The following is a 20,860-nucleotide window of genomic DNA, read 5'->3' as shown; positions in this document are numbered from 1 at the left end:
ATGTTTCAAAGTAATGAATTAAAAGTTGGGTTTTTGGCCTTAATCGCCTTTTTAATCCTCTATTTTGGCTTCAATTTTCTAAAAGGAAACGATGTGTTTTCTTCTTCTAGAATCTATTACGTTGAATATGACAATGTGGATGGCTTAATGGTATCCAATCAAGTCATGGTCAATGGTATTGAAGTGGGTAAGGTAAAATCAGTCACCTTACAGCCAGAAAAAGGTAATAAAATATTAGTTACACTACGTTTGGCTAAAGATTTAGTCATTCCAGATAAAACGGAGGCAATCTTAATGGATGGAGCTCTGCTTGGAGGGAAAATTATTCGTTTGGAATATGCGGGAAAAGGGGCCTTACCTGAGGAGTCTTTTATTCCGGGTTCCTTGGAAAAAGGAGTAACCTCTTTGTTAAAAGAGAGAGCTATTCCTGTAATAGAGAACGCCGACTCTCTATTGATTTCCTTTCGTCAAATTAGTAAGAAATTTGAACACACGGGTTCATACTTAAATGAACTAATCAAAAGCTCCAATAGCACAGTTAAAGGAATTAATGGCTCAGTGAACGGGATGGTAGAAGAAAACCGGAACAACATTGCTCAGATTTCTGCCAACATGAAAATACTGTCGCAGAGCCTGATTGAAACTGAAAAACAATTGAAACCAATCTTAGTCAAATTTAATACCGTAGCGGATTCACTTCAAGCCTTACAGGTGGGGAGGACATTGCATGAAGCTAATTTGGCTGTTGCGTCCATACAACGCATTGTTTCTGGTTTGGAAAAAGGTCAAGGTACGGCAGGTAAATTCTTAAAGAATGATAGCTTGTACGTGGGTTTAAACAAGACCTTATTGGATTTAGATAAATTATTGATCGACTTCCGCTTGAAACCTAAGCGATATGTGAATATTTCCGTATTTGGGAAGAAAGATACACCTCCTAGTAATTAATTAAAACATGGCAACGATTCAAGCGCGTATTTCAGCTTCTGCTGAATTGTCGGATATCCTATTGGCAGAACTTGGCGAAATAGGTTTTGATATTTTTGAAGATACAGAAGAAGGATTTTTTGCATATTGTCCAGAAGCCTTGTTTAATCAGGAGTCCTTTCAAGAAATAATAGATCGTTACCAATCTCTAGGTCAAATAGATGTAGCAATGGGGCGTATTGAAAAGCAGAATTGGAATCAGGTCTGGGAAAGTAATTATGATCCGATTCGGATTTCTAATTTATTGTTTATTCGTGCAAGTTTTCATGAGTCTGAGCCTGGTTATCAGATGGAATTGGTCATAAATCCCAAAATGTCTTTTGGAACAGGGCATCATGAAACGACAAGTTTGATGGTCGAAGCTTTGTTTACTTTAGACTTGGAAGATAAATCCGTGTTAGATGCAGGTACTGGAACGGGGATTTTGGCTTTTGTAGCTAAAAAACTAGGAGCAAATCCGGTGAATGGATTTGATGTAGATGAATGGTCTGTTGAAAATTCAATTGAAAATGCCGCATTGAATGATTTGAATGGCATTCGATTTGATTTAGGAACGATTCGGGAACAATCTGCAGATGAATATGATGTAGTTTTGGCCAACATCAACCGCAATATTTTATTGGATGAAATGGCCGAATATGCTCTTCGGATTAAAGCTGGAGGACATTTATTATTAAGTGGATTCTATCAGGAGGATGTGCCATTATTGTTGCAAGAAGCCTCAGAAGCTGGTCTTACATTTATTTCCGAAAAGGAGAAAAATCGCTGGACCTGTTTACACTTGAGAAAGCTATAATTTTGTAGTTTTCTAATATTAGCCTATATTTTTTCGGTATTTCGTTTAAAAACCTTATTTTTGAAGGTTTTACTCTAAGAACTCGTGTAATCGAGTGCTTTACTTTACATGAAGATCTCCCCTAGTAAGCCTTTTCAGGTAATGTATTCTTTGTTATCCCATGAATGCCTCGGCTATTTGTTCGAAGTCTTTGTGGTGCAGTTAAATGAAAAATCTCAATTAACCTGGGAATATCAAACTTTAACGACTCGAAATTTTCATGAATTTGCCCATGGCTTGGATGAGCGTGATGAGCAAGCGGTGAAGTTAATCGAAGGGATGAAGCCTGCCGCTATTTTTGAAAAGTTCAATACTTCCAAGCGTAAAACGATGGAAGAGTTTTACTTGAAGACATTTGATGCAGAAAAAGGAGAGAAGGAAATTCAAGAAGCAGTGCTGAGTGTCGTTGAAAAAAAGCGTGGCCAAGTATTTGAGTTGATTTGTCCAGATAAGACTTTGTTCATCATGGGGAATGATGGAAACCCAATGCGCCAGCATGTACAGATACAACCTGAGCCTGTTGAGGTGCTGTTTCATTTTATGCGAAATGAAGAAAATACCCACTATTTCCCTACTTTAAAATACGCAGGAAACAAGTTGGAGTTTCAATATAAAGACGCCATGGTGTTGTGTGATGAACCTGCCTGGATGTTATTGAATCAAAAATTATATCATTTTAAGCCAGCGCTGGAAGGGAAAAAATTAAGACCATTCTTGAATAAAAAGTTTGTGGTGATTCCCAAGAACATGGAGGAGGATTATTTCCGCAAGTTTGTGAAAGCGATGGTGGCTAGGTATCCTGTTCATGCCAAAGGCTTTGAGATATTTAACACAGAAAAAAATTGCCAATATCTCCTTTCTTATGGACCTATTGTCAATAAAGTAGAAGAGGAGAAAGTTCCGAGTAAAAAATCAGCGGCTTTGGAAGCTGCTGACCGTTGGAATTTTGTGTTATCATTTCAATATGGCAATAATCGCTTCCCATGGGATGGTCTAGGTTCCGAAGCGAATGTCCTATTTGAGAAAAAAGGAGATAGCTATGCTTTCCAAAAAATCATGCGCTCCTTGACCAAGGAAAAAAGAGCCTACCAGCAATTAAAATCCTTAGGATTACAAATTGAATTAGATGGAAAGGCCGTTATGTCTCGTGGAGAGGCTGTTCAATGGTTGACTTTACATAAATCGGCATTGGATCAAGCAGGTTTTAGTGTTCAGTTTAAAGGCGATGGACAAGCTCCACGTTATTTCTTAGGTAAACCTGAAATTAAAATCAGAATTGGGGAGAAGTTGGATTGGTTTGATATTCAAGCGATTATTTCCTTTGGGGAATTCCAAATACCCTTTTTGAAGATTCGTCAGTTGATCTTACAGAAAAAGAAAGAGTTTCATTTACCTGATGGCTCCATTGCTATCATTCCCGATAATTGGTTTCATGATTACCAAGATTTATTCTATTTCTCAGAGACCAGACCAGGTGAGGATGGGGTGTATTTAAGGCGCCAACATTTCCAATTGGTTCAAGAATGGGAAAATCAGGATTTGGTCAAAACGGCTTTACGTAGTAAAACCATGAATGACTTGGCATTGGAGACCAAAGAGTTTCCAGTTCCTAAGCAGTTCAAAGGAACTTTAAGACCTTATCAGATGGAAGGCTACCGCTGGATGCGGACACGTCAGGCGGCGGGCTTAGGTGCTTGCCTAGCAGACGATATGGGTCTAGGAAAGACAGTTCAGACTTTATGTTTATTGCAGAGCTTAAAAGAGCAAGGGGAGACTTTACCGAGTTTATTGGTGATGCCTACTTCTTTGTTATATAACTGGGAAATGGAGGCAAAGAAATTTACTCCTCAGTTAAGGGTACTTGTTTACAGTGGTCCTCAAAGAGAAAAATTGCAAGCACAATTAGGCAAAGTAGATTTGATACTTTGTTCTTTTGGCATGGTGCGGTCAGATATTGATTGGTTTGAAAAGCAAGCCTTTAGTTATGTCATTTTGGATGAGTCACAAGCGATTAAAAATCCACTGGCAAATATTACTAAAGCCGTTCAGAAGCTTACGGCTAAATACCGTTTGGTGATGACAGGTACTCCATTGGAGAATTCAACCATGGATCTTTGGTCACAAATGAATTTTGTCAATCCCGGTTTACTTGGCTCACAGCGTTATTTCAAAGATTTGTTCCAAGTGCCTATTGAAAAGAAAGCAGATGCTGAGAAAAAGAAGCGTTTGTATTTCTTGATTAAGCCATATTTATTACGAAGAGAAAAACGACAAGTGGCAGCGGATTTACCTGCTAAAATGGAATCAGTTACATACTGTGTGATGTCGGAAGAGCAGGAAAGATTGTACGATAAAACGAAATCCTTTTATCGCGATGTCTTGTTGAAACAAATCAAGGATGAAGGTTTGCAAAAATCTAGATTCTCCGTTTTACAAGGTTTAACTAAATTACGCCAATTGGCTAATCATCCATCTTTATGTGAAGAAGGTTATGAGGGGGAATCTGGTAAGATGGAAGCCGTATTAGAAAAGTTGGAGACAGTCTTAGAGCAGCATCATAAAGTGTTGATTTTTAGTCAGTTTGTCCAGCATTTAGCTCTGATTAAAAAAGCCTTGGATGAAAGAAACATCGCCTATGCCTATTTGGATGGAAGTACATCCGACAGAAAAGGCCAGGTGGAAAGTTTCCAAAAAGCAGATGGGCAGTCGGTATTTTTGATTTCTTTAAAAGCCGGTGGAGTAGGGTTGAATTTAACCGCAGCGGATTATGTCTTTTTGTTGGACCCATGGTGGAATCCAGCAGCGGAGGCGCAGGCGATTGATCGTGCGCATCGAATAGGTCAAGTCAAAACCGTATTTACCTATAAGTTTATTTCTAAACAGACGGTGGAGGAGAAGATTTTGGCATTGCAACAAAGGAAATTGGATCTTGCCAATGATTTGGTTACTTCTGACGAAAGTATACTGAGAAACTTAAGTGAAGACGAGGTCTTAGATTTATTGAGTTAAGCTTTCCAGTATTCTAAATTAGCCTAATTTAATTAAGATATTTTTAGCCACTTCATGGCTAATGAAAACCGGTTCTGAGTCATTGATGGACACAGATATGGAACGGTCAAAAGAATTGATCTCTTTTACCATGAGTTTTGCTCCTAAACTTAAATTTAATCGCGTGAGCAATTGAAGAAAAACTGCTGAATCCTTGGCAACTCCCATCAATACACAAGCTTTATTCTCTTTTAAATCCGATAGATGGACATAGCTTAACTCAGGAAGAATACCTTCTTTATTGGGAATAGGATCACCATGCGGGTCTGTTTTAGGGAAATCTAGGAACTCATCTAATTTATTGATTAAGGCTTCGGATTCAATATGTTCTAATTGTTCCGCAATTTCATGAACTTCATCCCAATTGAAGCCCATTTTGTCAACTAAAAAAACTTCCCATAATCGGTGTTTTCTTACGACTGACAAAGCTATTTTTTCACCTTCTTCAGTCAGTCTTACTCCTTGGTACTTTTGGTAATTCACCCAACCTTTCTCGGCCAGTTTGCGGAGCATGTCGGTTACTGATGCGGCTTTGGTCTGCGTTAATTCAGCTACAGCATTGGTAGAAATATCTTCTAAAGTCGATTCCGATAATCGATATATAATTTTTAAATAATTTTCTTCCGCAAATGATGTGGCCATTTTCTATTGTTATACTGTATAAAAGTAAGCAAAATGCGACAGAAAATAAATTTTTAGCCTCGACTAAAAAATATTTTTGTTTAATCGTAATTCTTATCTATATTTGTTTGTAATAAAACCATTATTCCATGTCAAATGCTTGGCGATCAGAAGGTAAGACTCGTTCTTTAAGTGAGGTATACGGAAGTATTCCCATTCACTCAGGACCTGGCTTCTGGAAAAATTTACGCGCATTCATTGGCCCTGGATTTATGGTGGCAGTAGGGTACATGGATCCGGGAAACTGGGCTACTGATTTAGCTGGAGGTTCTCAATTTGGTTATACCCTGTTGTCGGTTATATTTATTTCCAGTCTTTTTGCCATTGTATTACAGCATTTAGCATTAAAATTGGGAGTTTCTACAGGCCGCGATTTAGCACAAGCCTGTGGAGAAGCTTTTTCTAAACCGGTAGCCATTTTTCTTTGGATACTCTGTGAATTAGCGATAGTAGCTTGTGATTTAGCTGAAGTAATTGGGTCAGCTCTTGCGTTAAATTTGCTTTTTGACATTCCAATTCTGTATGGTATTTTGATTACCATATTGGATGTGTTCTTAATTTTATACTTCCAGCACCGTGGCTTCAGGGTGCTGGAATCTATTGTCATGTCTTTATTGGCAGTAATTTCACTCTGCTTTGGTTACGAATTATTGCTATCTCAGCCTGATATTGGTAGTGTGATGAAAGGACTTGTTCCACAAGCATCAATTTTTCAAGATTCTAGTCAATTATATGTTGCCATAGGTATTTTGGGAGCTACAGTAATGCCTCATAATCTGTATTTACATTCGAGTATCGTTCAAACGCGCGCGTTTGCTCATACCGATGCTGATAAAACCAAAGCGGTTAAATTTGCTACGATTGATTCAACGCTTTCTTTGGGATTAGCCTTTTTTATCAATGCAGGTATTCTGATTTTAGCTGCATCAGCCTTTCATATCAATGGAATGCCACATGTGGCTGATATACGAGATGCTTATCAATTATTAGATCCGGTTTTAGGGAGTAAATGGGCCTCAGCTTTATTTGCTATAGCCTTATTAGCCTCTGGCCAAAATGCCACATTAACAGGGACTTTAGCGGGTCAAATCGTCATGGAAGGTTTTATTGATTTGAAATTGGCTCCTTGGTTACGTCGATTGATTACTCGAATGTTGGCTATTCTTCCAGCCTTTTTCATCACTTGGATTTGGGGAGATAGTAAGGTTGGGGAATTATTAGTCTTTTCCCAAGTGGTACTTTCTATGCAATTAAGCTTCGCAGTAATTCCTTTGGTGTGGTTTACTAGTGACAAAGCTAAGATGGGTAAATTTGTGAATCCAGTATGGTTGACGACCCTTTCTTGGATAATTAGTGCTGTGATTTTAGGTCTGAATGCCTATTTATTGATGCAAATATTTGGCCTAGCTTAAATCAGCCTGGTACCACACATTGTCTTCTCCCACTTGTATCCCTTTTTTCCAGTTAAGCGATTGTTGAGGTTCAGCAATTCCTTTTCCTAGTTGAATACTGCTTTCTTGTTTCCAAATTTCATCCACTAAATTAGATTGTAGAAAGGCCTCAAGGGTTTTTGCACCACCTTCTACCAAAATGGAAATCAGGCCTTTTTGATAGGCGAATTCTAGTATATCCTCAATGCTGTATTCATTTCCAATGTTGAACCAGCTATATGGGCCATCTTCTGCAGCGAAATGTTTTGTAATAATCCACGTGACCTGCCCATCTTGAAGTACTTGACTGCTTTGGGGGATACGGTGATGAGGATCTAACACTATCCGAATGGGATTTTTTCCCGGCCATAAGCGGACATTTAAACGTGGATTATCCTGAATGATGGTATTGACACCGACCAATATCCCTTGATGTTGGGTACGCATCTGATGCACCATGGCTTGACTTGCAGGATTTGAAAACGTTACGGGCTTCCCATTTTCTTGGGAAATAAATCCATCTTGAGAGGCAGCCCATTTTAAGGTAATATAGGGTCTTTTCCTGGTATGAAAAGTAAAAAAGTGACGGTTGATGTCAGTACCCTTTTTCTCTAAAACTCCTTGAGAAACCTTAATTCCCGCATCTTTTAATTTTTCAATTCCTTTTCCTGCTACCAGTGGATTGGGGTCTAGATTGCAAATAATGACTTCCCTAACTTGGGATCGAATCAATAAATCAGCACAAGGAGGAGTTTTTCCTGTATGAGAACAAGGCTCTAAGCTAACATAAACAGAAGAGCCTATGCTATCTTCAGGATTGGCTAATGAATTGATGGCCATGACTTCTGCATGTGCTTGGCCATATGCTTGGTGCCATCCTTCACCGACGATTTGGTCATTTTTAACAATGACACAACCTACTAAGGGATTAGGTGCAACACGCCCTGATCCCAATAGGGATAAATCCAGGGCACGTTGCATCCAAATCTCTTGTTTATTCATGGCCTACCAAAGAAGGACTCTCTTCTTTTTCACCTTGGTGTTTTAAGTTGCTAGACATGTAGCTATAAATAGCTGGAATGATGTACAAGGTCAAAGTAGTAGAAAATAACATACCACCTACTACAGCAATACCCATGGATACACGGCTTTGAGAACCAGAACCTAAAGCAAGTGCAATTGGTAAAATACCTAAAATGGTACAAAGGGATGTCATTAAAATAGGGCGGAAACGAGCAGTAGCTGCTTCTTGAACCGCTAAGACTTTATTGGATCCAGCTTCCTTTCTTTGATTGGCAAATTCCACAATCAAAATACCATTTTTCGTAACCAAACCGATGAGCACGATGATACCAATTTGTGAGAAAATATTCAATGTCTGACTGAAATCCCATAAAGTTAGTAAGGCACCTGCCACGGCAAGAGGCACAGTAAATAAAATAATTAAGGGATCAATAAAGCTTTCAAACTGAGCCGATAGAATTAAGTAAATCAATAAAATGGCTAAGGCAAATGCAAATAATAAAGAAGAACTAGATTCTTTAAATTCCTTACTTTGTCCATCATAAGCGGTAGAGAAAGAAACATCTAGAGTCTCTTTGGCTATTTTATCCATCTCATTTAAGGCTTCACCCAAGGTTACCCCTTTGGCCATTTGAGCTTGAACGGTAGCCGCTACATAACGGTTATAACGGTAAAGCTGCGGAGGAGTACTTTGTTCCGTAATTTTTACCAAATTATCTAATTGAATTAAATCGCCTCGGTTATTTTTAACGTATAATGATTTCAAATCATTCACATCATTACGCATGGGTCTATCGATTTGACCAATTACTTGATACTGCTTGCCATCCATGATAAAATAGCCGAATCGACGACCTGAAAGTCCTAATTGAAGGGTTTGTGCAATGTCTTGAATAGCGATACCTAGGTTTTGAGCTTTGGCACGATCAATTTCAATGCGTAATTCAGGTTTGGTAAATTTCAAATTGACATCCGATGTTTCGAATTTTGGATTATCACGCACTTTCGCTAGGAACTGAGGCATGATTTTTTTCAAACTCTCAAAATTAGGAGCCTGAACCACAAAGGCAATCGGTAAGCCACCGCCACCACGCTGTCCGGTAGAAAGTGTTGGCTCTTGTATTAAGTTGGATCTCGCTCCAGTAAACTTCTTGATTTTAGGAGAAAGTTCATCCGCAATTTCCTGTTGACTTCTTCTTTTTTCAGGATCACCTAATAAAATACGGAAACTACCTGTGTTGGCAGCACCATTTCCAAAAGGTGGAGAAGTAATGGCATAAATCGCATAACGTTCTTTAGCTGGAATGGCCTCCATCAAAAACTTAGCCATTTTATCAGTATAGTTCAACATATAATCGAATGTGGCTCCTTCAGGTGCTGTAGAACTAATACGTAAGGCTCCACGGTCCTCAAGAGGGGCTAATTCAGAAGGGATGGCATCGTATTTAAACAAGGTATAAATGATACCAATCAAAGAGACCATGATAACCCAAGCCATCCAGCGGATTTTCAAGAAAGATTCCAATGATCCCTGGTAAGCTGCAGTTAACCAAACAAAGAAAGGTTCTGTAACACGGTAAAACCAAGGTTTATGGTGTCCGCCTTTCAACAATTTGGAACTCAACATGGGTGTTAAGGTCAAGGAAACAAAAGCTGAAATGATAACTGAACCAGCCACCACTATACCAAATTCACGGAATAAACGCCCTGTAATACCTTGTAAGAAAATTACAGGAAGGAAAACCGCAGCTAAAGTGATGGTGGTAGAAATTACAGCGAAATAAATCTCTTTCGAACCTTCTAGGGCCGCTTTCCATGGCGTCATGCCATCTTCAATTTTGGAATAGATGTTTTCCAACACCACAATAGCATCATCCACAACAAGTCCGATGGAAAGTACAATTCCTAATAGTGTTAGTACATTGACCGAGAACCCGACTAAGTACATGAAGAAAAATACACCAATCAAACTGACCGGGATTGCTGTTAAAGGAATCAAGGTTGATCTCCAGTCACGCAAGAATAAGAAGATGATGATGGTTACCAATAAAATGGCAGTAAGGATAGTTTCTTCTACCTCTACTAAGGATTTACGTACGTATTTGGTATTGTCAAAGCCTTCTTTTAATTCTACGTCAGCCGGTAAGGTTTGGCGAATTTGAGGAAGTTTTCTATTGATGGCATCTACGATTTCAATTTGGTTGGATCCCGGTTGAGGAATCACCGCAATGGAAATCATAGGTGTCATATCACGCTTAAAGAAAGTTTTATCATTTTCTGGAGATAACTCGGCAAAACCAACATCGGAAAATTTCACAGATCGACCATCTTGTTCTTTGATAATCAGATTATTGAAGTCTTCTACGGTAGTCATTCTACCTTGAGTACGTACCGTTAATTCCGTATTCGCACCTTCAATACTTCCGGATGGCAACTCAATATTTTGTTTACTTAATGCCGAAACGATATCTGGAGCCGTTAAACGGAAAGAAGCCAAACGTTCTGGGTCAATGTGCATACGCATGGCATATTTCTTCTCTCCCCACATTTGTACGGAACTTACTCCTGGAATGGTTTGGAATTTTTCCTTCACATTTCTTGTGGCTAACTCGTTTAATTCCAATAAACCGCGCGTTTTAGAGAAGATATTGATATTGTAGATGGGGTTGGCATCTGCATCAGCTTTGGCAACTACTGGAGGATCCACATCTTTTGGCAATAAAGCCATAGCTCTAGAAACACGGTCACGAACATCATTGGCTGCATCTTCAATATTGACAGCTAAATCAAATTCTACTGTGATGCTTGAACGACCATCTCTACTGGAACTAGCTAAGGTTCTAACCCCAGCAATACCATTGATGGATTCCTCTAAAGGTTCTGTAATTTGAGATTCAATAATGTCGGCGTTAGCTCCCGTATAGGAAGTCTGGACCGTTACCACAGGCGGATCCACGGATGGGAACTCACGAACCCCCAAATAGGTATATCCAATGATTCCAAACACAATAATAGTGATGGACATTACAATGGATAATACGGGTCGTTTAATGCTGGTTTCTGATAGAGAGGCCATAATATGTATTATTTATGATTTGGTATTTCGTGTAAAATAGGATTGACTTCTAAAGCGTTTTGGAGTTTATTCCAAACCTCGTCAAAGCTTAAATCTTTAGCTGGGCCATTTTCATGGTATACCAGGCTGGCAATTTGACTCAATTGATATGCCCCTGAATAAGACATGTATTTTTTAAAGTCGGCAAATTCACCTAACATTACCAAGGCAGGAATTTGAAAGGCATTTGCACAATGCGTTGGTCCTGAATCAATTCCAATAAAAAAACTCGCGGAATTGATAAGGAATAAACTGTCTTCTACGCTGGTTTTACCAACCAAAGAAAGAAATTTTGGGTGTTGAAAAGTAAGACCTTGGCTTGTTCCAATTTCCACAATATTCACATCCCATTCTTGAATGGCAGCTTGTATCAATTTAACCCAATTCTCATCAGTCCATTCCCGACAAGGGTCATTGGAGATACGATGAATAAGCCAATAATTGCCTTCAAATGGGAGAGGGAATTTTTTGTTAGGTAGGTAAAGCGTAGGTTGTCCCGTGATTAATCCTAGGCCAGCTAATTGAGAAAAATTCTCTAATAAATTATGCTGAGCGTAGTAATTGTGTATGTTGATATTCAGCTCTTTGGCTTTTTCGTTCTCTAATGGAATATGGAAATAAGGATCTTTTCTTAATTCGTTTAAATGAAGATTGAAAAAATGTTGAAAGGGATTCCACTTGGTTAGGAAATAGCTAAACAGCATATTTTTTTCAGTTACCAAGCGGAAAATTCCAGGATGGTGTTCCAAAAGTGGTCTAAAATGGCCTTGAATGATCCAAACTAGTTTTGCTTTCGGGTATTTAACATGTAAGGCAGGTATGATGGGTTCTGAAGCAACAATATCACCTAAATGTTGGGCCAGTAAAATCCCCAAAACAGGTCGAGATGGCTGAAATAAACGCTGAAAAATAACCCAAGTACAAAGCTGTACATAGGCAATTAAACCAGCAAACAAATAAGCTAATTTGCGGAATTTAAATTGCCAAAGAGCTGTACTTAGGTAAATGCTGGGCATCTTTTATCTTATTGAACTACTTCTTTAATATCCACTTCACCGTCTGGTTTAACTTGGATGATACCATTGGTAATCAAGGTGTCCCCAATCGATAGTCCCGATAAAATTTCCACGGTTTTCTCTCCACGTGTTCCTAATTCTACTTTGGTAGAAACGGCCTTGCCATTTTTTACGATAAATACTTTACTTCCTTTAGATTCAGGAATGACAGCTTCTGTGGGTACCAAAATGGCTGATCCTTTGGTTTTAAGAATCAAATTAACTTTTGCGAATGCCCCTGGAACCAAAACTCCACCTGGGTTAGGAGATAAAGCTCTAATTTGAAGCGTACGCGTTAAAGGATCAATTTTTGGATCAATGGCGTATACCTTACCTGAATAAGTTTTAGTTTCATTTTCTGTCACAAATTCAATGGTGTTTCCTTTACGAATTTGAGAAGCATATTTAGCTGGAATAGAAAATTCTATTTTTGCCGGATTAGTATTCGTTAATGTCGCAATTTTAGTGGTAGGCGAAATATAACTACCCATACTTACATAACGAAAACCAACAGTTCCTGAAAATGGAGCGCGAATGGTTGTTTTTAAAATTTGAGCTTTTAAATCTTCAATATCAGCCGAAATGGTATTAACAGAGTTTACCGCAATATCATATTCTCTTTGAGAAATGGCTTCCTTTTGAAGTAAAACCTTTTGACGAGCTTCATTATCTTCCGCTAATTTTTTGTTATAACCTAGCTTTCTTAATCGCGCCTGCAAATCATCGTCATTGATATGTAATAAAATAGTTCCTTTCTGAACGACATCTCCTTCTTTAATATTTAATTGGATAATTCTTCCTGCTATTTCAGATCGGATTTCGACTTCTTCATTAGGTAAAATACTACCAGTAGAATTGATCATGTCATCTAGTCGAGTTGATTTCACCACCATCACTACAACAGTAGTTTTACCACCTTTGCCCCCACCAGGACCACCCTTGCTTTTCTCTTTACCTTCTGCCTTTTTCTCAGCGAAAAAAGTCTTTTTTACCTTGGGGTAAAAGGCGATGCCTAATATCAAAACGATTACTAATAGGCTGACGATTGTTTTTGTAATCTTGTTCATAAGGTCAATTCAAACGATGTTAATTATTCAAGTTAGGTAATTTTATTGGTGCATCTACCCCAATTTATAGGTTTATCTAGTTTTTTCTTGATTTAACCAAGGTAAAATGCTTTCATTTTGTATTTGATTCATCACAAAGTGGCTTTGAGCGTTTCCAATATTCTTGATACTCGCCAGTTTATGTAGGATAAAATCACGGTATTCATCCATATCTGCCACCACAATTTTAAGTAAGAAATCACTATGTCCGGAAACGCAGTAACATTCTTGAACTTCCAATAAATTCATCACATCTTCTTCAAACTGCTTTAGGTATTCTGCAGCATGTTCTTTTAGTGAGATATCACAAAAAACAGTTAGAGATTTTCCTAATTTGTTGGGATTGATGGTGGCTTTATATCCAGTAATCACCCCATCTTTTTCCATGCGCTTAATACGTTCATGGATAGGCGTGGGACTCATACCTAATCGCTGAGCCATATCCTTGTTGGACATGTAGGCATCTTCATGTAAAAAAGCGAGGATTTGTTTATCAATATCATCAATCTTGGACATGAGATTAGGGATTGGGAACTAAGGATGCTCCGATAGAAATTATTCCAGCTAAGGTATCAGTTCGCATGTCATGCGAAAGAAGCAATCGATATTTTCCTTTTTTGGGGAATTTTAATTGCTTAAAAATCAAAAATTTATGGCTGTAAATATCACCCAATCCTTCCCCTTTGGCTTTTCCCGATTTTGGGTCATACAAAATAGCTTCTGCTAAGGCTTGTTTCACTAATTTTCCATCAGCTCCCATCACTTTAGGAATGAAGTAAAAATTATTGAATGGATAATCGTTAGATTGACGTAAAGCAACATATAAGCTATACGATTTATCTAACTCTTTGATTTCAAAAGGATAGCTAATCTGATTTTTTTGAGACCATCCATATTCTCCCATTTTGCTTGTTTGGTCAAATACCTGATCACCTTGACAAGCCAGCAAAAAGCCCAAGGAAAAAAGGAATAGAACGAATTTAAGCAGTTGGTGTCTCAGGGCCATTTCTAGGTGGTCTGGGTTTAAATTTCTTCTTGAATTTCTTTTTAAATGGCTTTGGTGTTGCCTCTCCAGTATTTTCAGCGCCTTCTGGGCTATTGACTACGGGAGGTTTTACGCGGTTATCAGGACGCTCAGAATTTCCTTCTGGCTTGTTTTGCAGTCTATTGGGGTTGTTTCCAGGTCCTTTAGTCCCTTTTTGGAAATTGCCACGTGCCTTTTGATCTCCATTATTTCTTCTTGGATTATCGGAGCGTTGACCACTAGGTTTTCCTTTCCCGTATTTTTTGTCCATCCTTTCCAAATCTGAATTTAATTCAGATAATTTAGGCTTTTCAACCTCAGGAACGTCAGGATTTAGGTTTTCAAAGGAATCTGGAATGATGCCTTTTTTATTTAAATCAATGATTTCTTTTACTCGGTCACAGGTCACTGGAATCCAAATGGATTCTTCTCCGGCATAACCAAACCACATCATGCGTTTAAAGATGTCTGTTTTTTGTAAAATAGCATCTCCACGTTTGGTCTTAATGCGACCTTCAATGGTTGGTATTTCTTTTAAAGCATCCATGTAGGTCTCTAATTCATAATTGAGACAACATTTTAAACGCCCACACTGTCCACTTAACTTGACAGGATTCAAGGATAAATTTTGATATCTAGCTGCCGAAGTGGTAACATTTTTGAAGTCGGTTAGCCAAGTAGAACAACATAATTCTCTACCACAAACACCAATTCCTCCTAATCTTCCAGCTTCTTGACGCAGCGATATCTGCTTCATTTCCACCCGAATTTTAAATTCCGTTGCCAAAAGTTTAATTAATTCACGGAAGTCTACTCGGTCGTCTGAGGAATAATAAAAAACGGCTTTCGTTCCATCAGAAAGAAACTCTACATCTGAGAGCTTCATGTTTAACTTTAAATCACCAATGATTTGACGGGTACGATAGAGTGTAGGTAAATCTCTTTCTAACGAATGACGGTGCTTTTCCTCATCTTTTTCTGTGGCAATGCGCAGGATATCTTTGAGTTTATCATCGTCTTTGATACCTTTTTTTAGTAATTGTAAACGCACCAACTCCCCTTGAAGAGATACAACACCTAGCTGTACGCCAGATGAAGAATCTACCATGACAGAGTCTCCTGTGTGTAAAGCTAATTGATTGGGATTGCGGAAATATTCTTTTCTGCCGGCTTTAAATTTTACCTCAACTACGTGAAAACGTTGAAATTGAGGCACATCCAGGTCGGATAGCCAATCAAAAACGTTCATTTTATTACAAGCACCAGTACCACAGCTTCCATTGCTTTGGCAGCCTGAAACTGCACTATCTGTTGATGCCTTGGATCCACATGATCCAGTTGAACACGATTTACATGCCATAAGTATATGTGTCAATCGGTCTCATTACGACTTATAGCGTAATACGTCGAGACCAATATCTCGTCTAAAGTTTTTACCTTCAAATTGAATGGTTTGAGCCGCCTTTTGAGACTTTTGTATGGCTCTTTCCAAGGTATTTGAAGTGCCTGTTAGGGCCATTACTCGGCCTCCCGAGGTAACAATTTGTCCGTCTTGCTCACGGGTCCCAGCATGAAATACTAGGGCTTCTTCTACTTTCTCAATACCTGACATGATATCCCCTTTTCGGTAATCCTCAGGATAACCTCCTGCCACGACCATGGTCGTAACGGCGTATTGGTTAGAAATCTGTAAACTTTCAGTTTTTAAATTCCCTTGAGCAGCCGCAAGAAGCAAAGATAAGAAATCTGATTCGATTCTTGGCAATACAACCTCAGTTTCAGGATCCCCCATGCGGGCATTGTATTCAATCACATAGGGTTCTCCCTCGTGATTCATTAAACCGATGAAGATGAAACCCTGGTAGGGAATATTTTCTGATTTCAGTCCTTGGATAGTCGGCTCAATCACTTTTTGCTTGACCAATTCCATGAATCTTTCGGTAGCAAATGGTACAGGGGAAACTGCCCCCATGCCACCGGTGTTCAGGCCTTCATCGTTTTCACCTATTCGCTTGTAATCTTTGGCTTCTGGTAAAACCACATAGTTTTCTCCATCTGTCAAAACAAAAACAGAAAGCTCAATGCCGCGTAGAAACTGTTCCACGACTACTTTGGAACTTGCTTCGCCAAATTTGGCATCATATATCATTTCTTTGAAAGCTTTTTCTGCTTCGGCATGACTTTGAGCTATAATCACCCCTTTACCAGCGGCTAATCCATCTGCTTTTAATACAATCGGTAAAGATTGAGTAGCCAAATAAGCTAAACCTTCTTCTCCTGTTTCTTTAGTAAATGTTTTAGAAGCAGCCGTTGGTACACCATGAGCATGCATGAAGTTTTTAGAAAAATCTTTACTTCCTTCTAATTGAGCTCCCAATGCACCAGGGCCTACAATTCCTACATGTTGTAAATCTTCTTGTGATTCAATGAAATCCCGAACACCCTTCACCAAAGGTTCTTCTGGTCCTACAATCACTAATTCAATTTGATGGGTTCTAATAGCTTCTACTATTGCCGTGAAATCAGAATACCCAAAAGGTAAATTCATACCCAATTGGGCAGTTCCAGGGTTGCCTGGAGCTATGTATAATTGACTTAATAATGGACTTTGGGATATTTTCCAGGCAAATGCATGTTCTCTTCCTCCGGATCCCAAAAGTAATACATTCATAATTTTCGTTAATTGGCTAGTTCACTTAAAAATTTAATACGCATTAATCGCAACTCTTCCTCACTCACATCGTCGATATTGCAATTGTCTAATGCTTCGGTAATATTATCGGTATCAGAACTTAAGAAGTAATCATAGATTTCCTCTTGTTTATCTGGTTCAATGACTTGATTGATGTAATAATCCAAATTCAATTTTGTTCCAGAATAACAAATGGCTTCAATCTCTTCGATTAATTCAGCCATACTTAACTCTTTCTGATATGCTATGTCGTCTAAATCAATTTTACGATCTACTTGCTGAATGATGTAAATCTTGATTTTGGATTTGTTGACTGTTGATTTAACTACAACCTCACGAGCCGTTTCAATCTCATTTTCATCTACATATCGATTGATAACATCCAAGAATGGTTTTCCAAACTTGATTACTTTCCCCATTCCGACCCCATTAATCTGGGCCATTTCTTCCTGAGTACTTGGATAGGTGGTAGCCATTTCCTCCAAAGAAGGATCTTGAAAAATCACATAGGGAGGTAGGTTTTTCTCCTTGGCTAATTTCTTGCGAAGGTTCTTTAGCAATTCGAATAAAGCATCATCATAGGCTTTTGCACCTACACCCGCATTCATTTCATCATTCTCATCGGGTTCCGCTTCTTTCTCATAATCATGATCTCTGGAGAAAGTAACTGGATAGGAATCTTGAATGAAGTTGAGGCCTTTTTCGCTCAATTTTAAAACTCCGTAGTTTTCAATATCCTTAACTAAATAACCATGTATGGTGATTTGTTTGATGAATGAAATCCATGGCGATTTCTCGTCGTCTCCATGATGTTCTTTCTGCGATTTCTTTTTGAGTTTTGGCTTTTTAGGAGTTGGATTGTCCTCATCTTCATCCTCATTGTCCTCGTCATCATCATCGTCATCAATAGCCTGGCTATTCCAAGAAACAGTTTTTCCGGCACCAAATAAGGGTAATTTATCGTGATCGTAACTTTGAACGTATTGATTTACTTTACCTTCTAACACATCTGCAATGTGCTCTGCATCAAATTTTTCTTCGGTTTCTTGAACGGCTTGTAAGACTAAAACAACTTCCCTTTCCGCCTTGAACGTAGGCGTAGGATGTAGGCAGTTGTCGCAGAAGCCACAGTTTTCCGCCATGTATTCCCCAAAATAATTGAGGAGTTGCTTTCTCCGACAAACACCTAAATTGGCATAATACACCATTTCGGCCAATAATAATTTGGCATTTTCTTTTTCAGAAACCGCTTTATCTTTATTGAACTTGTCTAACTTAAGAATATCGTCGTACGTATAAAATAAGATACACGTTCCATCCAATCCATCTCTACCTGCTCTACCAGTTTCTTGGTAATAGCCTTCTAGGGATTTAGGGGCATCATAATGTATCACAAAACGTACGTCGGGTTTATCGATACCCATACCAAAAGCGATGGTGGCTACCATCACTTCCACCTCTTCATTGAGGAAAGATTCCTGATTAGCCATGCGAATAGCAGGATCTAGACCAGCATGGTAGGGAAGGGCTTTTATTCCATTGACATGTAATAAATCAGCTATCTCTTCTACCCGTTTTCTACTCAAGCAGTAAATAATCCCTGCTTTCCCAGAATGGCTTTTGATGTAGCGAATTAGTTGTTTGTCAATGTCCTTTTTAGAACGTATTTCGTAATAAAGATTTTTTCGATTAAAGGAAGTTTTAAAGACTTTGGCATCTTCTAAATTCAAGGTCTTTTGAATATCCAATTGCACTTTAGGCGTAGCTGTAGCTGTTAATGCAATGATGGGTAATTTCTCGTCCACCGACTCAATGATGGCACGGATTTTTCTATATTCAGGCCGGAAATCATGTCCCCATTCTGAAATACAATGTGCTTCATCTATGGCAACAAAAGAAATGTTGGCTTGTTGTAAAAAATTGAGATTCTCCTGCTTATTCAAAGATTCAGGGGCGATATACAACAACTTCACATCACCGCTTAATACCTCGTTCTTTACCCGATTCATTTCAGCACGGGTCAGAGAAGAATTTAAAAACTGAGCATTGACACCAAAAGCAATCATTTGATCAACTTGGTTTTTCATCAAAGCAATCAAGGGAGAAATAACAATGGCTGTTCCTGGCATGACTATTGCCGGGAGTTGGTAGCAAAGGGATTTACCTGCTCCAGTAGGCATGAGTACAAAGCTATTATTCCCTTGAAGCGTATTTTGGATGATAGCTTCCTGTTCTCCACGAAATTGGCTAAATCCAAAGGTCTTCTTGAGATGCTCCTTTAACGTATCGTTGGAAATTTGAATGGGCATAATTTTAGGAACTACTGGTATGTTTCACAATGTAGCAGAATTATTCGTAACTAGTTAATTAACTTTGTGAACTCAAATTCTACTAAAATTGAAATTAAACAAAAATATTCAATCCACAGCAAAAAAAGTTTTAACCCAAGAAGCAGAAGCTATTTTACAAGTTAGTGATGCCATAAATTCTGAATTTGAAGCTTGTGTGGAACATTTATTGGCAAATCCAGGCAGAATTGTCTTTACTGGAATTGGCAAATCTGCATTAATTGCTCAGAAAATTGTGGCTACTCTGAACTCCACAGGAAGTCCCGCCTTGTTCATGCATGCAGCTGACGCTATTCATGGGGATTTAGGAATGATACAACGTGGAGATTCGGTTATTTGTATATCAAAATCTGGTGATACCCCTGAAATAAAAGTATTAGTGCCATTAATTAAGCGCTTGGGCGTTTCTTTAATTGCAATGGTCTCTAATAAACAATCGTATTTAGCTCAGCAGTCAGACTTTGTTCTTCATGCTCAGGCGGATACAGAGGCTGATTTATTGAATTTAGCTCCAACCACATCGACTACCGTTGCTCTTGCTTTGGGAGATGCCTTGGCCGTGTGTTTGTTGGAATGCAAAGGTTTTACATCTCAAGATTTTGCCAAGTATCATCCGGGTGGAGCTTTGGGTAAGCGACTATATCTTAAGGTAGCGGATATCTATCCTCAACATGAATTTCCTTGTATTTTACCTCAAGCAAGCATTCAAGAAGCAATTCATGAAATTAGCTCCAAGAGGTTAGGGGCCACTACGGTCATGAATGAAAAAGAAGAATTGCTGGGTATAATTACCGACGGAGACGTTCGTAGAATGTTGGAAAAACAACAAGATTGGGCCAATATCCAGATTGTTCAGATGATGAATTCCAATCCTAAAACCATTTCTTCAGAAGCTTTTGCCACAGAGGCTCTTTCCATCATGCAAGAAAAAAATATAACGCAACTGGTCGTCCTTGAAAAAGAAAAGGCCGTGGGATTTATACATCTCCATGACCTTTTACGTGAGGGTATCGTGTAATTTTTTACCTCATTCTGTTGGAAGATTGCACTAGCATTTCATCCTTACGGATTAAGCGATTCGCAATCATATTGGCTAAAAGGGCTACGATTAAGGCATAAAACCCTAGGTCATAGGCTCCTTGCATTTCTGGATTAAACAGAGGAATTGTTTTTTTGTAAATGGTGTAAAAACTATATCCCATGGTAGCAGCAATTAGCATGGAATTGACCAATCCCAAAGCCATTTGACGCATTCTGTTCTTGAACTGAAACAAGATATAGGCTGTCAAGGCTACCGAAATCAACAATAAAATCAAGGGGATATAATTGGCTTCTACATGGGCTTTTCCTTGGATTTGGGAAGTCCACTCTGAGATAAACACTTGTGCTGTTTCACCAGACATTCCTGTTTTGGTCCATAATGGCCAGCCGGATATCACTAAGATTTCAGCAATAACAACGATAAGTAAAAAAATAGATTGGGGTCTTTGAATCATGATATGTCAATTTTCTGCGA

The 20,860-nt window shown here is 38.6% G+C and carries 16 protein-coding genes; 5 read left to right on the top strand and 11 right to left on the bottom strand.

Annotated features, from left to right (window positions below; all coding sequences use genetic code 11):
* The 3 genes from G9H60_RS11320 to G9H60_RS11310 all read left to right on the top strand — a co-directional run bounded on the left by G9H60_RS11320 (window position 1) and on the right by G9H60_RS11310 (window position 4,831).
* Window positions 1-948, top strand: a complete 948-nt coding sequence (locus G9H60_RS11320) for an MlaD family protein (protein WP_223144167.1) — start codon at window positions 1-3, stop codon at window positions 946-948.
* Between the two features lie 7 nt (window positions 949-955).
* Window positions 956-1,783 carry a 50S ribosomal protein L11 methyltransferase gene (gene prmA / locus G9H60_RS11315; RefSeq protein ID WP_223144166.1) on the top strand — a complete coding sequence of 276 codons (828 nt, stop codon included), beginning with the start codon at window positions 956-958 and terminating at the stop codon, window positions 1,781-1,783.
* Between the two features lie 108 nt (window positions 1,784-1,891).
* Window positions 1,892-4,831 (top strand): DEAD/DEAH box helicase, encoded by a 2,940-nt coding sequence (locus G9H60_RS11310; protein ID WP_223144165.1) that lies wholly within the window; start codon window positions 1,892-1,894, stop codon window positions 4,829-4,831.
* Window positions 4,832-4,849: 18 nt separating this feature from the next.
* On the opposite strand, the gene G9H60_RS11305 is transcribed toward G9H60_RS11310, so the two are convergent.
* Entirely contained in the window at window positions 4,850-5,512 is a 663-nt protein-coding gene (locus G9H60_RS11305) for a metal-dependent transcriptional regulator (RefSeq protein ID WP_223144164.1), read from the bottom strand.
* Window positions 5,513-5,640: 128 nt separating this feature from the next.
* Here G9H60_RS11305 and G9H60_RS11300 point away from each other — a divergent pair, with 128 nt between their 5' ends.
* Window positions 5,641-6,963: an Nramp family divalent metal transporter gene (locus G9H60_RS11300; RefSeq protein WP_223144163.1), complete on the top strand. Its 1,323-nt coding sequence runs from the start codon at window positions 5,641-5,643 to the stop codon at window positions 6,961-6,963.
* On the opposite strand, the gene ribD is transcribed toward G9H60_RS11300, so the two are convergent.
* The 9 genes from ribD to G9H60_RS11255 all read right to left on the bottom strand — a co-directional run bounded on the left by ribD (window position 6,955) and on the right by G9H60_RS11255 (window position 19,305).
* The gene (ribD, locus tag G9H60_RS11295; RefSeq protein ID WP_223144162.1) at window positions 6,955-7,983 is read right to left on the bottom strand and encodes a bifunctional diaminohydroxyphosphoribosylaminopyrimidine deaminase/5-amino-6-(5-phosphoribosylamino)uracil reductase RibD; all 1,029 of its coding nucleotides are present in this window, start codon (window positions 7,981-7,983) and stop codon (window positions 6,955-6,957) included. The two genes, G9H60_RS11300 and ribD, sit on opposite strands and share 9 nt — an antisense overlap.
* Window positions 7,976-11,080 carry an efflux RND transporter permease subunit gene (locus G9H60_RS11290; protein ID WP_223144161.1) on the bottom strand — a complete coding sequence of 1,035 codons (3,105 nt, stop codon included), beginning with the start codon at window positions 11,078-11,080 and terminating at the stop codon, window positions 7,976-7,978. Before G9H60_RS11290 ends, ribD begins: the two co-directional genes overlap by 8 nt.
* Window positions 11,081-11,088: 8 nt before the next feature.
* Window positions 11,089-12,135: a glycosyltransferase family 9 protein gene (locus G9H60_RS11285; protein WP_223144160.1), complete on the bottom strand. Its 1,047-nt coding sequence runs from the start codon at window positions 12,133-12,135 to the stop codon at window positions 11,089-11,091.
* 8 nt (window positions 12,136-12,143) lie between these two features.
* Entirely contained in the window at window positions 12,144-13,241 is a 1,098-nt protein-coding gene (locus G9H60_RS11280) for an efflux RND transporter periplasmic adaptor subunit (RefSeq protein WP_223144159.1), read from the bottom strand.
* Between the two features lie 72 nt (window positions 13,242-13,313).
* A complete protein-coding gene (locus G9H60_RS11275) occupies window positions 13,314-13,796 on the bottom strand; it encodes an Lrp/AsnC family transcriptional regulator (RefSeq protein ID WP_223144158.1) in 483 nt (160 codons plus the stop codon).
* A 4-nt stretch (window positions 13,797-13,800) separates the two neighbouring features.
* Window positions 13,801-14,286, bottom strand: a complete 486-nt coding sequence (locus G9H60_RS11270; RefSeq protein WP_223144157.1) for a gliding motility lipoprotein GldH — start codon at window positions 14,284-14,286, stop codon at window positions 13,801-13,803.
* Window positions 14,261-15,664 (bottom strand): regulatory iron-sulfur-containing complex subunit RicT, encoded by a 1,404-nt coding sequence (gene ricT / locus G9H60_RS11265; RefSeq protein ID WP_223144156.1) that lies wholly within the window; start codon window positions 15,662-15,664, stop codon window positions 14,261-14,263. The genes G9H60_RS11270 and ricT overlap by 26 nt, the downstream gene beginning before the upstream one ends.
* 24 nt (window positions 15,665-15,688) lie before the next feature.
* Window positions 15,689-16,975, bottom strand: a complete 1,287-nt coding sequence (gene purD, locus G9H60_RS11260) for a phosphoribosylamine--glycine ligase (protein ID WP_223144155.1) — start codon at window positions 16,973-16,975, stop codon at window positions 15,689-15,691.
* A gap of 8 nt (window positions 16,976-16,983) precedes the next feature.
* Window positions 16,984-19,305: a RecQ family ATP-dependent DNA helicase gene (locus tag G9H60_RS11255; protein ID WP_223144154.1), complete on the bottom strand. Its 2,322-nt coding sequence runs from the start codon at window positions 19,303-19,305 to the stop codon at window positions 16,984-16,986.
* Between the two features lie 88 nt (window positions 19,306-19,393).
* Between G9H60_RS11255 and G9H60_RS11250 the strand changes: the two genes are divergently transcribed.
* A complete protein-coding gene (locus G9H60_RS11250) occupies window positions 19,394-20,362 on the top strand; it encodes a KpsF/GutQ family sugar-phosphate isomerase (RefSeq protein WP_223144153.1) in 969 nt (322 codons plus the stop codon).
* 4 nt (window positions 20,363-20,366) lie between these two features.
* Here G9H60_RS11250 and G9H60_RS11245 read toward each other — a convergent pair whose 3' ends face one another.
* The gene (locus G9H60_RS11245; protein WP_223144152.1) at window positions 20,367-20,840 is read right to left on the bottom strand and encodes a DUF4293 domain-containing protein; all 474 of its coding nucleotides are present in this window, start codon (window positions 20,838-20,840) and stop codon (window positions 20,367-20,369) included.
* Window positions 20,841-20,860 lie beyond the last annotated feature (20 nt).

Source organism: Aquirufa aurantiipilula, from assembly GCF_019923745.1.
Taxonomy (GTDB): Bacteria; Bacteroidota; Bacteroidia; order Cytophagales; family Spirosomataceae; genus Aquirufa; species Aquirufa aurantiipilula.
This window is presented reverse-complemented; position numbering and strand designations above follow the sequence as displayed.